Origin of the sequence: Alteromonas lipotrueae (assembly GCF_019249215.1) — a bacterium.
In the GTDB taxonomy this organism is placed as follows: Bacteria; Pseudomonadota; Gammaproteobacteria; order Enterobacterales; family Alteromonadaceae; genus Alteromonas; species Alteromonas lipotrueae.
In genome coordinates, this window is sequence record NZ_JAESDI010000002.1 from 281,767 (window position 1) to 296,302 (window position 14,536).

Annotated in this window: 11 protein-coding genes; 1 reads left to right on the forward strand and 10 read right to left on the reverse strand. The window is 43.4% G+C overall.

Features of this window, described 5'->3' with window-relative positions:
- Positions 1-24: 24 nt before the first annotated feature.
- The 7 genes from JKP82_RS02965 to JKP82_RS02995 form a co-directional block, all read right to left on the reverse strand.
- Positions 25-1,368, reverse strand: coding sequence for a tetratricopeptide repeat protein (locus tag JKP82_RS02965; RefSeq protein WP_218395796.1), 1,344 nt, complete (start codon positions 1,366-1,368; stop codon positions 25-27).
- 18 nt (positions 1,369-1,386) lie between these two features.
- Entirely contained in the window at positions 1,387-3,579 is a 2,193-nt protein-coding gene (locus tag JKP82_RS02970) for a transglutaminase family protein (RefSeq protein ID WP_218395798.1), read from the reverse strand.
- A 256-nt stretch (positions 3,580-3,835) separates the two neighbouring features.
- The gene (locus tag JKP82_RS02975; RefSeq protein ID WP_159528021.1) at positions 3,836-4,423 is read right to left on the reverse strand and encodes a single-stranded DNA-binding protein; all 588 of its coding nucleotides are present in this window, start codon (positions 4,421-4,423) and stop codon (positions 3,836-3,838) included.
- A 257-nt stretch (positions 4,424-4,680) separates the two neighbouring features.
- Positions 4,681-6,243, reverse strand: coding sequence for a sodium/sugar symporter (locus JKP82_RS02980; protein WP_159528020.1), 1,563 nt, complete (start codon positions 6,241-6,243; stop codon positions 4,681-4,683).
- Positions 6,244-6,520: 277 nt separating this feature from the next.
- Positions 6,521-7,660 (reverse strand): galactokinase, encoded by a 1,140-nt coding sequence (galK, locus tag JKP82_RS02985; RefSeq protein WP_218395800.1) that lies wholly within the window; start codon positions 7,658-7,660, stop codon positions 6,521-6,523.
- Complete coding sequence (locus JKP82_RS02990; protein ID WP_159528018.1) at positions 7,653-8,708, reverse strand: UDP-glucose--hexose-1-phosphate uridylyltransferase; 1,056 nt, start codon at positions 8,706-8,708, stop codon at positions 7,653-7,655. The genes galK and JKP82_RS02990 overlap by 8 nt, the downstream gene beginning before the upstream one ends.
- A 201-nt stretch (positions 8,709-8,909) precedes the next feature.
- Positions 8,910-9,926 carry an aldose epimerase family protein gene (locus tag JKP82_RS02995; RefSeq protein ID WP_218395802.1) on the reverse strand — a complete coding sequence of 339 codons (1,017 nt, stop codon included), beginning with the start codon at positions 9,924-9,926 and terminating at the stop codon, positions 8,910-8,912.
- 284 nt (positions 9,927-10,210) lie between these two features.
- On the opposite strand from JKP82_RS02995, the gene JKP82_RS03000 reads away from it, so the two are divergent.
- Positions 10,211-11,212, forward strand: coding sequence for a LacI family DNA-binding transcriptional regulator (locus JKP82_RS03000; RefSeq protein WP_159528016.1), 1,002 nt, complete (start codon positions 10,211-10,213; stop codon positions 11,210-11,212).
- Positions 11,213-11,583: 371 nt separating this feature from the next.
- On the opposite strand, the gene JKP82_RS03005 is transcribed toward JKP82_RS03000, so the two are convergent.
- The 3 genes from JKP82_RS03005 to JKP82_RS03015 are packed head-to-tail and all read right to left on the reverse strand — an operon-like array spanning position 11,584 to position 14,463.
- A complete protein-coding gene (locus tag JKP82_RS03005; protein ID WP_218395805.1) occupies positions 11,584-12,444 on the reverse strand; it encodes an alpha/beta hydrolase family protein in 861 nt (286 codons plus the stop codon).
- Between the two features lie 29 nt (positions 12,445-12,473).
- Positions 12,474-13,067: an HAD family hydrolase gene (locus JKP82_RS03010; RefSeq protein ID WP_218395808.1), complete on the reverse strand. Its 594-nt coding sequence runs from the start codon at positions 13,065-13,067 to the stop codon at positions 12,474-12,476.
- A gap of 55 nt (positions 13,068-13,122) precedes the next feature.
- Entirely contained in the window at positions 13,123-14,463 is a 1,341-nt protein-coding gene (locus JKP82_RS03015; protein WP_159528013.1) for an MFS transporter, read from the reverse strand.
- Positions 14,464-14,536 lie beyond the last annotated feature (73 nt).

Below are 14,536 nucleotides of genomic sequence, written 5' to 3' on the forward strand. Positions count from 1 at the left end.
TACTTTGGTTCAAGTCGAGTACTATTATTTACTTGCTGCTTTGATTTTATTTTTTGCTACTGCAAATTCAAAAAACGTTCGTATATCAAGGTCGTAAATACGCTGCCAGTAGGTGTCTGCAAGTTCAGCGTTGTCGTTTTCTATGTGATTTAAGGCTGCAATGAATAAAGCTTCAGACTGTTCGCAGCGATCACTCGCCAGTGCCATCAATTGCGTTTCATCAATACTGCCTTTGGCAAAGTTAAGCATCCCTTTTTGCCAATCGTCCAATTCAAGTTGCTCAGAGGCAAAGTTTAATAACTCACGACTTTCTTGGCTATTACCCTGCATTCTATAGCCATACGCACCATAAAGTACCCCATAGATTCGAGCCTCATCAGCTTGACTATAACGACTAGCAAGATTACCTACTTTATCCCAATTCCCCGCCGCAATATTTGCGTAAATTTGGGTAAGTAAAATCTCTGCTTTGCTATCAACATCAGTTATCTCATAGTCGATGACTTTATCGATTTTGGTATCCCATAAATACATTTCATTTAAATAACTCTGATAGCTAGGATCTAATTTAGCCGCTTTTTGTGCGGTATAGACGGCCAACGTGGTTTTATTGCTGATACGGAATAATTCCGCGAGTAAATTAAAATGAAATGGATCATTAGGAAAAGACTGCGTCAAAAGACGGCTTTCGGTAATGATATCGTCTAATGGTTTATAAGTGCCCGTATCACACATATTATTAAGTGCGTATTCCGTTTGATAAAGCACCCAGTCCGACTTTGCATCAGGATTACTATCATCTCGCTTTCGCGCCGCCTCAACAATGTAAATGGCTAATTCGAGCTGTTCCTGATCATAATAATAATAAGCTAACTCTAAAGCCCCATTCATAAAAAATGGATTGTCACGAACCGTTTGCTTTAACGCCGCTAACATTTTTTCATCTTGGGGTTGCTCGAGTAAGTATGAAACATACACCGGCGGCGCAATGTCTAATGTACTTAAAAACGGGTGCTGTGTATAAAACGCTTGCCACTTTTGTTCGTCGTACTCTTGCTCTACAAATGCCAATTGCAAATTCAATCGATAATAGTGAAAAGCAAAATAGCGATCGTTAGGCGCTTGTTTTATGCCTTGTTGCAAATTACTTTGCAGCTTATTCAATAAGTCATAATCTGGCTCTCGGTCAAACGCTTTTAACTGGTACTCAATCAAATTACGCAATGCCTGAGAATCATTTGGGTAACGCTCAACCTGCTGCTCTAAACCGACGAGTTCAGGCGAGGCATCTGCATTCTGGGTTGAAGTAGATTCGCAGCCGCTCAGTAATATCACGCTAGCAAGTAGTACAATTCGGTAAAACATCATCTAATAATCCTTTATGTACTAATACTGGTAGCCAAGAGACTCAGCACGCTCAAACGCCGCTTCAGACAGAGCGTCTTTACCATTGAAACCATGCACAATACCCAATAAATACTGCACTTCTCCATTGTCTTTATTGCTATTAGCAAGTTCGCTTACGTATTCTAACGCCTCGTCAAAGTGTCCACTATCAAGCAGGGCGCGCGAGTGCGCTATTTGCTCTTCTATAGATAACGTTGCGTGGCTTTGCGGTGATGTTGCCATGACCTTGTCGTATACGAACATACTCTCGCTGCCTTTTTGAAAGGCATCAATAGCATTAAAAAAGGCTGCGTATTCTTCAACCGGTATGGTTTGCGCATACAGTACGAATTTTGAGGTACTTATTACTTCGTTATCACTAGGCTGCGCAGTATGTGTTATTTCAAAAAATTGGTTTTGATAATTGCTGGCAGGGCCATTTTGCACTAGCTCAGCATCCGGCCATGGAGCTGGATAGGTAATAGAAAGTTCTACCGTAATGGGTATTTGTATATAAAGGTCTTGGTCGCGCTCAGATACAGGTTCCATAATGGAAAAACCGGTAAAGACTTTCAAAATTTGCGCATAGTTCATGCTGTAATGAAAACGAGAAATATCTTCAGTAATAGAGAGTAAATCTACAAACTTTCCCTCTATTTCAAAAGGTGTAGCCGAGTCTGCGGGATCCGTTGCGGTAAACGACGTTACTCGATTATCGTGAACAAATGGCGACAGAAGTTGCTCTACTACAGCGCGCTTTTCTGGCGAAAATTGATAATAATTACGAAGGTTCGTTTCTACCTGACCGTCAAAACTCATCTTTACTGATGCGCCTAATGCAGAATCATTCAGCGAATAATCAACCCCCACTTTTGCCACATTCTCTTCAGGTTGAACATGGGGAACTTCTACTAGCTCACCCGCGCTGCCCGTTACCACAAATGTACGTTTGCCCCCAAGCATGGCACTTAACCCTGGGAAAGTGCCCGTTTGGCCACTGGTATCTAGCCAATAACTACCTTCATCCGTGGTAACGTAAGTGATCATATGGTTAAAGTTAAGTGCTGGTAAATCGTCAAATACAACACTTCCATTGTAGGTATTTACTAGTGCTGGTGACGCTTTTATACCGGCTTCGTTGAGTAGCGCCACAATAAGAGTTGTTTGGTCTTTACAGTCACCATAGGCGTTCTGCAGCACTTCTTGCGCAGTATGAGGCTGATAGCCCCCACGGTTAACATGCGCACCTATATAACGAACATTTTTTTGCATGTAATCAAACACCGCTTTTACTTTATCGGTCTGGGTGTCCTGATCACTAAACAGTTCATTCGCTAACGCGGTAACATTATCTGCTGGCATCAAGCTTGGCTTGAATAAGTCCCAGTACCAATCATCTACTGTTTTCCAATTGTTCATCGTAGAGACGTAAACGAGAGGTAAGGTTTCATCGATAGGCGGCATGCCAGACTCAATTTCTATGCCTTCTAGCTTATCCATTTTCCACTCGTACTGCGTTGTGCTTCCACTTTTTGTCACAAGCGGAGACAAATCTGTGTTTCGATTTTCGATATATAAATCAACGGTGTTTGGAATAGTGAGTGTGGTTAACGAGGACAGAATAGGATCGATTCTCACCCAGTTTTTTTGCGGTAAAAATTTTACGTGATTAAAGCGAATGCCGGTGAACCATTCACCATCTATAATCGCTTTCGTCTGCTTCTCGTCAATTTGGTACTCGATAATATTACCGACTTTTAACTGAGGTACAGCGAACTCAATACGCTTCATATCATCAAGGTAATCGTCATTATTAGCTGACACTTCAGAGATAGCATCATCTTGCATATTGAAAATTTGACCGTCGGCAGCAATTACCCGAGCAAAATCGATACTGCTAGTGTGATAATAAGCATTGAACGAGTTAACTAATTTTGAATAGTCGGATACCGCCTCTTCGCTTGCAATATAGATAGCACGGTAATATTTGGTGGACTCTAAACGTTGCTCGTCGACCGTAATTTCGGTTCTGCGACTGAGTATTACCGCCCCGCTGTCTGCATATTCTGTAGCCTCTGTTTTGAGTGCTAATAAAGTCTCGGCATCGGGACCTATACTCGTCGTTTCTGCACTTGCGTTAGTTATCGAAAAGAAACTCAAAAAGATAACGAACACTCGGATATATACTGCCATCCCATTCTTCCTTGTTGATACAAATTCCAACCAAACGCGTGCGTTCAACTGTTTATTTTTTAAGTTATGCTGCCGTATCTTGCGTTAATTGTCGATAAGAGATTTCTTATATCAGTGCCCCTTTAAATTTGTCTGATAAATATCGCGCTTCACAACGAGCTAATTAGCTACTAATCGATTAATTTAGAACAAAAAAAAGCCCTTAAAATAAGGGCTTAGTATCTATTTTTGATTTACAAAAAAGCTTTATCAGAATTTAAAACGGAATATCATCATCAAAATCAAAGTCTGGCTCTGCCATTGGAGGCTGCTTAGGCTGTGACTGACCACCGCCTTGATTAGGCGCTTGTTGTTGGTAACCGCCTTGGTTTTGACCACCTTGATTTTGGCCGCCTTGCTGCTGATAACCACCTTGGCTTTGACCACCTTGTTGCTGGTATCCACCTTGCTGGTTATTCTGAGGGCGTTGATAACCGCCACCCGCATTACCACCGCCACCTTCACCACCGCGACCACCAAGCATTTGCATTTGGTCTACAATGATTTCTGTAGTGTAACGGTCTTGGCCTGACTGATCTTGCCACTTACGCGTTTGCAATTTACCTTCAACGTAAATTTGAGAACCCTTTTTCAGATATTCTCCGGCAATTTCTGCTAAGCGACGGTACATAGTAAGGCGGTGCCACTCAGTGCGTTCCTGCATTTGGCCTTGCGGATCTTTCCAGCTTTCGCTGGTAGCCAAGCTTAGGTTCGCAACGGCGTTACCGTTAGGCATGTATCGTACTTCAGGATCATTACCTAGATTTCCCACAAGTATGACCTTGTTAACGCCTTTCGTTGCCATTGGTGTCTCCTGTAACGTATTTAGTGCCTTGCTGCTCTATCACTTTGTGACAACAACAAGTGCGAAAGTTTCATCGATATTAGCCGGTTAGTATATCTTATTTTGAACGAGAGAAATTAAGTTTTTTCTCTCCCGCGCGCTTTCAAATTTGAACGCTATCAAAATTTTCATCGCTTGTCGGCTGAACTTTCGCATGGTTTTCTTAGGCGCTTACTAGAATAAGCGCCTATACCATTACTCTTTTCCACCAATTATTTTTACCACCAAGCCCCATAGAAGGCGATAAGCAAACACACCACGGCGAAAGCGGCAATATTGAACCCTTTCGTTGTAGCGAATTCGACCTCGTCTAAATCTACCGCATTTTCATGTACACCTTTTTTCTCTGCAAGCGACACGATAATAGCCACAGAAACACAAAGTAAGAACACAATTCCAACACGGTCAATAAATGGCAGTTCAGGCCAGAATTGACGGAATACAATACTAAGTACAAACGAACCTAGTGCCGCACACAGTCCACCGGTTGCAGTGGTCTTCTTCCAGAACATGCCCAATACAAACAAGGCGCAAATACCTGGCGTAAAGAAGCCAGTAAACTCTTGGATATATTGAAAGGCTTGGTCGAAATTCCCCAGTAGCGGTTTTGCCGTAACCATGGCAATAATAAGTGATACAAAGCTCACTATACGCCCTACTTTCACATAGTGATGTTGGCTTTCATTTGGGCGTTTGTCTTTATATAAATCCATAGTGAAAATGGTCGATACACTGTTGGTCATCGAGGCTAACGACGACACAATAGCTGCTACTAACGCGGCAAAAATAACCCCTTTCAACCCTACTGGCATCATGCTCATTAGTGATGGGTAGGCTTGATCAGGCTTTGAAAGTTCTGGCACTAATAGCACTGCCGCAATGCCTGGTAACACCACAATCAATGGCATTAACAGTTTAAGGAATGCAGCAAACGCAATCCCTTTTTGGGCTTCTTGTAGGCTTTTCGCCGCCAATGTGCGCTGAATAATGTATTGGTTAAAGCCCCAGTACGACAGGTTCATTATCCACATACCACCAATGAGTACGGAAATGCCCGGCAAGTCCATATAATGCGGATTATCTTTCGATAAAATCATATCGAATTTTTCAGGTAGCTGGTTGCTAAGGTCGATAAAACCTTGAATGGGGCCATTACCGCCACTGATTAAATTAAGCGCGGTGTAAGACAAAAACAGGCCGCCGAATATTAATAGCACCACTTGTATAATATCGGTAAGTGCCACAGCTTTTAGCCCGCCGTATAACGAATAAGCTAGCGAGAAAGCACCTAGGAATATCATGCCGTAAACCATGTCCACACCAGCAATGGTGTTAATGGCTAAAGCGCCCAACCACAAGACTGCGGTTAAGTTTACAAATACGTAAACCCCTAACCAAAATACTGCCATGACTTTACGCACTCGATGGTCGTAACGCTGCTCTAAGAACTGCGGCATGGTATATATTTTGTGCTTTAAGAAAATAGGTAAAAAGTATTTTCCTACAATAATAAGTGTGATGGCTGCCATCCACTCATAAGAGGCAATAGCTAAACCTAGCTGATAGCCAGAGCCTGACATACCAATGATCTGCTCTGCCGATATATTTGCTGCAATTAGCGAGGCCCCTATTGCCCACCACGGCAAGCTAGAGCCTGCTAAGAAGTAGTCGTTCGTATCTTTTTCGTGCCCCTGCTTTTCCCTTGATACCCACCATGCGATGCCGATAAGCGCCACCACATAGATCACAAACACTGTGATATCTAACGATGCTAATTTCATAGTTTTTCCCAACGATTATTTTAGTTTTGCGGTGCGAATTTTCTCGATGCAGGGTCGATGAAGGCTATTGGTTTTATTATTTTTGTAAAAGTTAAAGTCCACACCATGACTTTCTTTATGACTTTGCCAAAAAGCGCATCATTAATATCACATTTCATTAACTTAGATGAACAAGAATTGTAAATTTAAGGCAAAAAAAAGCGTTGTTTTGAAATTCAAAACAACGCAAGGGGCACAATCAATTGTTAACGGGAATCTTGTGTATTACATATAATGTTTAAGCAAATGCACCTTGAGTGGCAGTGCATACATATATATCGGCTGTGTAGCCAGTCTCATCAAAGTACTTATCAGCAACCACTTGCTTAACCGCATCGACAGAATCGGTTTGAACTAACGCCACAACGCAGCCGCCAAAACCACCGCCAGTCATGCGAACGCCACCGGTTTCACCTAATACTTCACCAATAATTTCAACAAGGTAGTCAATGGGCGGTACAGTAATTTCAAAGTCGTCGCGCATAGAAACATGCGACTCTGCCATCGCCTCACTCACCGTAGTGATATCACCTACCTTCAACGCTTCACTTGCACTTAATGTACGAGCATTTTCAGTAATAATATGACGAGCTCGGCGATAAACCACTTCAGGCATATGAGGCTTAGCGGTTTCCAGCATTTCAATAGTCGCTTCACGTAACGACGGAACGCTTAATAACGAAGCGCTTTGTTCACATTGTTCACGGCGCAAGTTGTATTCGCTATCTACCAAACCACGTTTTACATTTGAGTTAATAATGACGATTTGATGTGACGACGGAAGCGGAGAATGTTCAATCGCCAGTGATTGGCAATCAAGCAACATTGCACTTCCTTCGTGCCCCATGGCCGAGACCAATTGATCCATAATGCCGCACGAACAGCCCACAAAGGTGTTTTCAGCTTTCTGACCAAGTAAGGCCGCTTGAACACCGTCTAGCGGTAATTCATATAGTGCGCTAAGCGCTTTCAAAATGGCAATTTCAAAAGACGCAGATGAACTTAAGCCTGCGCCTTGTGGCACGTTGCCAGTAACGACAAGATTGGCACCAGCGAAATCAGGTAAGGCATCTTTAAGGACTTTAATCACGCCACGCACATAGTTCGCCCAGCCTTGATTATCGTCATACTGAATGTCAGCAAGTGAAAACTGGTTTTGCTGATTTTCATAATCAAGCGCTGTCACAACGATATCGTTGTCATCACGTTTGGACGCAGCTACCCAAGTACCAAAGTTAATGGCAGCTGGAAACACAAATCCTTCGTTGTAGTCGGTATGCTCACCGATTAGGTTCACTCGCCCCGGGGCGTGGGCGATGAGCGTAGGCTCAGTACCGAAACAACGTATAAATTCTGATGACAGTAACTGGTTATCCATGGGTATTCTCGCGTTTCTTATAATGCACTACAGGCAGTGCTTTTAATCGGTCTGCAGCTTGCTCTGGCGTAAGATCACGCTGAGCTTCAGCCATCATTTCGTAGCCAACCATAAATTTACGTACACTTGCTGAGCGTAAAAGTGGCGGGAAGAAATGGGCGTGTACAGTCCATTCTGGGTGCGTTTGGTTATCGAATGGCGCACTATGCCAGCCCATTGAATAAGGAAATGACGTTTCAAATAAGTTGTCGTAGCGGCTGGTGATATCACCAATAATTTGCGCCAACGAGTAAGATTGCGCATCGGTTATGTTGTGTAGAGATTGCACATTGAAACGGGGAAGCAATAGGGTTTCAAAAGGCCAAGCAGCCCAGTACGGTACAACGACAACCCAGTCATCGTTTTGACAAACCACCCGCTCTTGCTTTTCCACTTCTTGTTCGGCGTAATCGAGCAACATAGGGCGTTGGTTTTCTGCATAGTATTGACCTAGTTGAATCAGCTTTTTAGCCGGGTCTGAAGGTAAATGCTGCTGCGCCCATACTTGACCGTGAGGATGCGGGTTTGAACATCCCATTGCAGAGCCCTTATTTTCAAACACTTGAACCCAGGTAAATGCTTTGCCCAGTTCTTCGGTTTGTGCTTTCCAACAATTCACCACATCGGCACGTTCATCGTCGGTAAGTTCTGGCAACGTTTTGCTGTGATCGGGAGAGAAGCAGATAACACGGCTGCAACCTTGCTCGGTTTCAAATTGGAACAACCCACTTTTTTCACTGGCTTGTTCTGTGTCTTTTTTCAATGCGGCAAAATCATTTTCAAAAACAAATGTGCCCGTGTAGTTTGGGTTCACTTCACCGTTTACCCGCGTATTTCCTGGGCATAAATAGCAAGTGGGATCGTATGAGGGCTTTTGCTCGTTTGAAGGCTCTTCAGATTGTCCCTGCCAAGGGCGCTTAGCGCGATGTGGCGACACTAGAACCCATTCGCCTAGTAATGGGTTGTAACGGCGATGTGGATCGTCAGTTGGGTCGAAGGGCTTGCCCATAATTTCTCTCACTATTTACTTGGCTTTTGTTGCAATTTCGCCACACCTTCACTAAAAATACCTTGCGTGGAGGGGGTGTAATTAAACCAATAGGTTAAACGTTTACCCTCAATGATATAGTAAGGGCAACCGATTATCAATTATCGAATAAAGATAATGTATTGTTAAATAAATTAACAATTCACATGTACTATTTTTCGTTTAATTCAGTTTAAATTGATACCGAATTTCAGCGTTAAAGGGTTTTTCCGGATAAATGATGCAATCAGGAAACTGTGGCTTATTTGGTGCGTCAGGGAAGTGCTGAGGCTCTAAGCATAATGCGCCAAGCTGACTATCAGTTTCTAAACTTCCAGTGTAAAACTGAATACCCGGCAAGTCGGTGTATAAATCCATTTGCAGGTGTGTATCTTCAGCAAAAACTTGAGCCTGAGGTTTTCCAGCAACCGCTTCATTTAGTACGAAGTTATGATCGTATCCACCCACTAAATTATACAAATCATGTGATTTCGCGCTGTTTTCGTTCACCCGCGTTAGTGCACTAAAGTCGAACGGCGTATCTGCTACTTCTACAAGTTTGCCTGTTGGCAACAGGGTATTGTCTGCATCGGTAACCTTCTTTGCGTCTATTTGCACAAAGGTGCTTCCCACTGTTTTATCTTTACTTAGCGTAAAATAAGCATGCTGGGTGAGGCTGAAAGGGGTCGCTTTGTCGGTGGTAGCGTTTAATGAAAGCGATAACGTATTAGAATCATTTAGGGTATAAACAGCCTCAACGTTTACGTTGCCAGGAAAACCTCCCTCGCCATCGGGGCTACGCAAGCTTAAAGATAACGAAACACTGTCTGCATGCGTTTCTGCCTTAGCTTCCCACATTTTTTTGTGGAATCCTGGAATACCGCCGTGCAAGTTGTGTTCACCTCCATTTTTATCGAGATGATACTCAGTGCCTTCCAACGTGAACTTTCCATGCCCAATGCGGTTAGCAAAACGCCCTACAATTGCATTTCTATAACTGGGATCGTCTACATAGCCATCTATGGTTGAATATGACTGCACGCAAGCATGAAGCTTACCTTGGTCATCTGGCACATTTAATTCGTGAATTATGCCGCCATAATTCAAAATTTTTGCCTGCATACCTTGTGAATTACTTAACATATAAAGGGTGACTTTCTCACCATCAACGACACCAAAATCAGACGCTTCAACTTTCATAACAATGCATTAACCTTTTTTGCAAGAAATGAAGATTACCATTTTTTAATTTACAGGCTGGCACGACCTCAACAGCAAGGAGGGTATACGTTTTCTTACTCCGTTTATAGTGCTATTTCGCACAACATTTTTATGTTTTTTTGTAAATATACTGTACGCTGTACGCCATAACAGAGGATAGTTGCAGCCAATTTGGCTAAATTGAGTAGCAAAAGTGCTTACCGGCCAATCTAAACTGCGTGTCTTCACTTCTATAACCTAATAATAATTGCTAATTTTTCTGTATGGCTACGATTAAAGACATTGCTCAGGCTGCAGGTGTATCGCTTGCTACCGTTTCTCGCGTTATAAATAACGGCCCTAAAGTTGGCAAAGATACTCGTCAACGGGTAAAACTCATCATGGAAGAAATGGGTTATAGACCCAATGCGAATGCCAGAGCTTTGGTGACTAAGCGCAGTGCGTCGTTAGGCGTAGTGTTGGCTGAACTTCACGACCCTTTTTTCGCTATGCTTGCCCATGGTGTAGAAACCGTTACTCGTAAGAATAACGTTCAAATTCTATTAAGTGCGGGCTCTATAGAAAAAGAAACCGAACTTCGGGCTATCGAAATTTTGCTGGAACACCGCGTTGAAGCCATGGTGGTTCACAGCAAAGCATTGGATGATAAAAGCCTTATCGACTTTGCTAAGCAAGTACCGGGCTTTGTACTAATCAACCGCTATATCCCTGAAATTGCTAATCGTTGCGTTTGGTTAGATAACGTAACTGGTGGACGCCTGATGGCTGAACACGCGATCAACCAAGGACATAAAAGTTTGGCGGTAATAAGTAGTCAATACCGCATTGATGACCCTAATCACAGGTTAGAAGGCATCGTAACCGCTGTCGAAGCAGCCAAGCTTACCTTACCTGAAAGCATGATTGAGTATGCGACCCCAGATCAAGAAGGTGGTGAATTAGCCATGCAGAACTTACTCGCTACTGGCGCTGAATTTACTGCGGTGCTTGCCTATAATGATGCGATGGCGTCTGGTGCAATGACCATGTTACAAGACCATGGCATTGCAGTCCCCGAGCAAGTGTCGGTGATGGGCTATGATGATGTGCTATTAGCTAAATATTGCCGACCTAAATTGACAACCTTGCGTTATCCAATAGAAATGATGGCTGCTAAAGCCGCAGAGCTAGCGCTGAAATATGCTGCAGGGGCAAAACCCGAAGAAGGTCTTACCTTTAAATACACCCCTACAGTCGTTAAGCGTGATTCGGTGGTACGGGTCTAGCGTACTATTTTCTTACTCTAATACATGGCGTTGAACTTACCTTCATCAATAGATGAAAATTATGAGGGTAAGTTGTTATGTGTTAGAAAATTTCATGAATGATAGATCTTGACAACTTACCGAGCTTGATCAGTTAACGAAAACTTTTATCCCCAATGCACCGCCACTAGCGATCCTTATACCGTTAAAGATCTACTTATCAGCCGATCTAAAATAAACTTGCTACAGCCCTTGATTTAATTGAGCTAACGTGATCTGACCAGTTAGTCTAGTCAGATCATGATCTTATTTTAAATTTATAAGCTTAGGGAGTTACCAACAACTTGATCCACACTTTATCCACAGGCTTGAAAGTGCGATAAACCTTGATTCTACGGGCTTATATGGCTGATGAACCTTTGGTATTCTTCTATTGCAAAGTCGTGTTTTAGCGTAGCGTTATGCGTAGCACCTGGTACAACACTAATGTACTTTGCATCACTAGCGGCAGTAGCTAACAATTGCTTGCTGATTTCAAATGGGGTGATAACGTCTTTCTCACCCACTAATAGCCACAATGGGCCTTCGTAGTGTCTCAAAATAGGCGCTATTTGCATTAAGTGCACTTCAGGGTGAAGTTTCATGCTGGTCAAAGAGTTAGAAAACCCAGGTACCATGTTCGCGATAAGATCGGATATATCGTTAAACGCCCCATCGAGCACTAGCCCACCGATAGGTTTGTTCGCTGCCACGTAACTCGCAAAATAACTGCCTACGCCTCGACCATGCACAATAGTGGGCAGCGACTTATCGAAAATACCTTCAGCGTAATCGAATACGGTCAATGCGTCGGCTTTAATAGCGTTAATGCTAAGCTTTTCAGATTTCTCACTGGCACCCACACCTTGATAATCCATCCAAAGAATATTCGCTGGAATCTTGCCTAAGCGATGCAGCACACTGTTGTTTTCACTCACCGGCATACGGTTATCGGCGTAAAAAACAATATTAACAACGGGATCGGCGTAAGACACCGCAACGCCTCTTAACGTGAGGCCTTGCCCATTATCAATCTCTACGCGAGTAATACCGGCCGAAGTTTGGTCTTGCTCAATGGCAGCATGTAGCTTTGTGGTGGTCAGTGGCTTTGTGTGATTGTCTTGATGAAAAAAAGCGCTTGGCGTCACATTAATCGCGCAAGCGGCTAAGCCTAATGACATAACAGCCACAGTGAATATTTTCGAAAATGTCATATCACAATCCTTGTAGACTAGGTATTCGCTTAAACCAATGAATTTACTATCTTACCGTCTTTTACCATAACACATACCATTCCTGCATCTAATGCTGCCCGCTGACCCATTTCAGTATCCTCAAATACAACACAATCTTCAGGCGCAACATTCATAACCTCGGCTGCCATTAGAAAGGTTTCTGGGTGTGGCTTACCATTAGTAACGTCATCTGCAGTTACCAATGCTTTCAATTGCTCGATAATATTGTGGTGCCCTAATAACCACTCGGCATGTTGTCGGTCAGAGCCTGTGCCTATGGCAATAGGATGGCTTTTTATGTAGTGATTAAATACGGCAAGGGTGTCTGGAATTAATTTAGGAATATCGAGCAACTTTTCTGAAGCGCGCTTTTTAAAGCCTGCCACTTCTGCTGTATCATTTTGTTTATTGTATCGTGCGTTCAACATTTCGACGGTTTCGAGCGTGGGTACGCCACCTAAACTGTGAATGTAATCAGCATCAAATGGGTAGCCAAACACTTCACAAGTCACTTGCCACGCATTGATATGTCTGCACATTGAATCGACTAGGGTGCCATCCATATCAAAAATGATGCCTTTAAAAGACGATAAATCTATCACGGTCGCACTCCTTACGTTCGTTTTTTCAGCCAATTAAAGCCCAATATGTTTACTACTAAGCGCTATCAATTACCGCTCTAGCTTGGGTAGCGTCGAAGTCTCGATTCACTTTTAAATATACCGTGCCATTTTGACTGTTTAAAGTCACCTCTAAAACGCCTGGAACCAAAGAAATATTTTTCTCTAACGCGTCTTGCTGATAAGCGTCGAAGCTACCATTCATCATGACACGCTTAACGCGACTCACTTCCTTTAGCCCCCAAATTACATAGAGCCAAAGTACCGTGCTTATTGCGCCAACCAGATACGCCACTTCAGGCGACCAGAAATTGGTCACAACGCCAGATAACATGCCGCCTAAAAAGGCACCAAAGAATTGGAAGCTTGCATAAATTCCCATGGCCGTACCTTTTTGCCCCGCTGGCGCAATACTCGATACCAGGGCGGGAAAGTTAGCTTCTAGGTAATTAAATCCGGTAAAAAAGAGCACGATAGCAGCTGTGGTTACCCACCAGCTGTGGTCTTTCATGCTAAGCGCTGCAAAAGCAGCCCCCATAAGTACAGCGGCAAAGAGCAAATAAGACTTAGGCGTTCGGCCTCGGGCCATCCCCATCATAATCACCAAACCCACCACCGAAATACCTAATACCGGTAAGTACACCGTCCAGTGACTATCAAGAGCCATATCAAAATGAAGTAACGTTAAGGGCAGTTGTACGAAAAGCAAAGTGATAAGCATGTGCAAAATAAGCACGCTAACGTTTAAGCGCCAAAGCTGTGAAGAGAACACCAAGCGTTTTAGTTGACCCTTTTGCGGTAGCGTATCGCCGCTACTGAGTATTTCGCCATTAGGCACAATCCATTGAACCAAAGGCATACAAACAATGGCTAACACACCGGTGATAGCAAAAATACCAGCCAACCCCCAATTGTTCGCAATTAATGGCCCTAACAGCACAGCCAAATAAAAGGAAAAACCAATAGCAATGCCGATGACAGCCAGTACTTTTGCTCTTTGGCTTTCACGGCTAACGTCGGTGGCTAATGCCATAATGGCACCGGCGATAGCACCTGCTCCTTGTAATATGCGACCAACGATAAGCCAGGCCATGGTATCAGCGTTGGCCGCCACGAAACTACCGAACGCAAATACAGCCAATCCGGCTAAAATTACTGGCTTGCGACCCCATTTGTCAGACATCATACCCATTGGAATTTGCAAAGCAGCTTGCGTTAAACCGTATCCACCCACCGCTAACCCCACCATGAAAGGCGAGTAGTCTGAATAATCCATAGCAGCGACGGCTAACACCGGCATCACCATAAATAAGCCCAGCATGCGAAGTACATAAACAGATGCAAGCGCTAGCGAGGCGCGCAATTCCAAAGCGTTCAAAGCTGTACCGTTCCTCTAAATCAGTCTGACAGATAGTGTGGGCGCGAAGTGTAGCATATATTGATAAGCTGCC

What these genes read in the sequence shown, in the direction of transcription:
- JKP82_RS02995 (WP_218395802.1), bottom strand. Translation starts at nt 9,926, where the DNA reads ATGAAAGTTGAAGCGTCTGATTTTGGTGTCGTTGATGGTGAGAAAGTC.
- JKP82_RS02970 (WP_218395798.1), bottom strand. Translation starts at nt 3,579, where the DNA reads ATGGCAGTATATATCCGAGTGTTCGTTATCTTTTTGAGTTTCTTTTCG.
- JKP82_RS03000 (WP_159528016.1), top strand. Translation starts at nt 10,211, where the DNA reads ATGGCTACGATTAAAGACATTGCTCAGGCTGCAGGTGTATCGCTTGCT.
- JKP82_RS03005 (WP_218395805.1), bottom strand. Translation starts at nt 12,444, where the DNA reads ATGACATTTTCGAAAATATTCACTGTGGCTGTTATGTCATTAGGCTTA.
- JKP82_RS02990 (WP_159528018.1), bottom strand. Translation starts at nt 8,708, where the DNA reads ATGGGCAAGCCCTTCGACCCAACTGACGATCCACATCGCCGTTACAAC.
- galK (WP_218395800.1), bottom strand. Translation starts at nt 7,660, where the DNA reads ATGGATAACCAGTTACTGTCATCAGAATTTATACGTTGTTTCGGTACT.
- JKP82_RS02965 (WP_218395796.1), bottom strand. Translation starts at nt 1,368, where the DNA reads ATGATGTTTTACCGAATTGTACTACTTGCTAGCGTGATATTACTGAGC.
- JKP82_RS02980 (WP_159528020.1), bottom strand. Translation starts at nt 6,243, where the DNA reads ATGAAATTAGCATCGTTAGATATCACAGTGTTTGTGATCTATGTGGTG.
- JKP82_RS02975 (WP_159528021.1), bottom strand. Translation starts at nt 4,423, where the DNA reads ATGGCAACGAAAGGCGTTAACAAGGTCATACTTGTGGGAAATCTAGGT.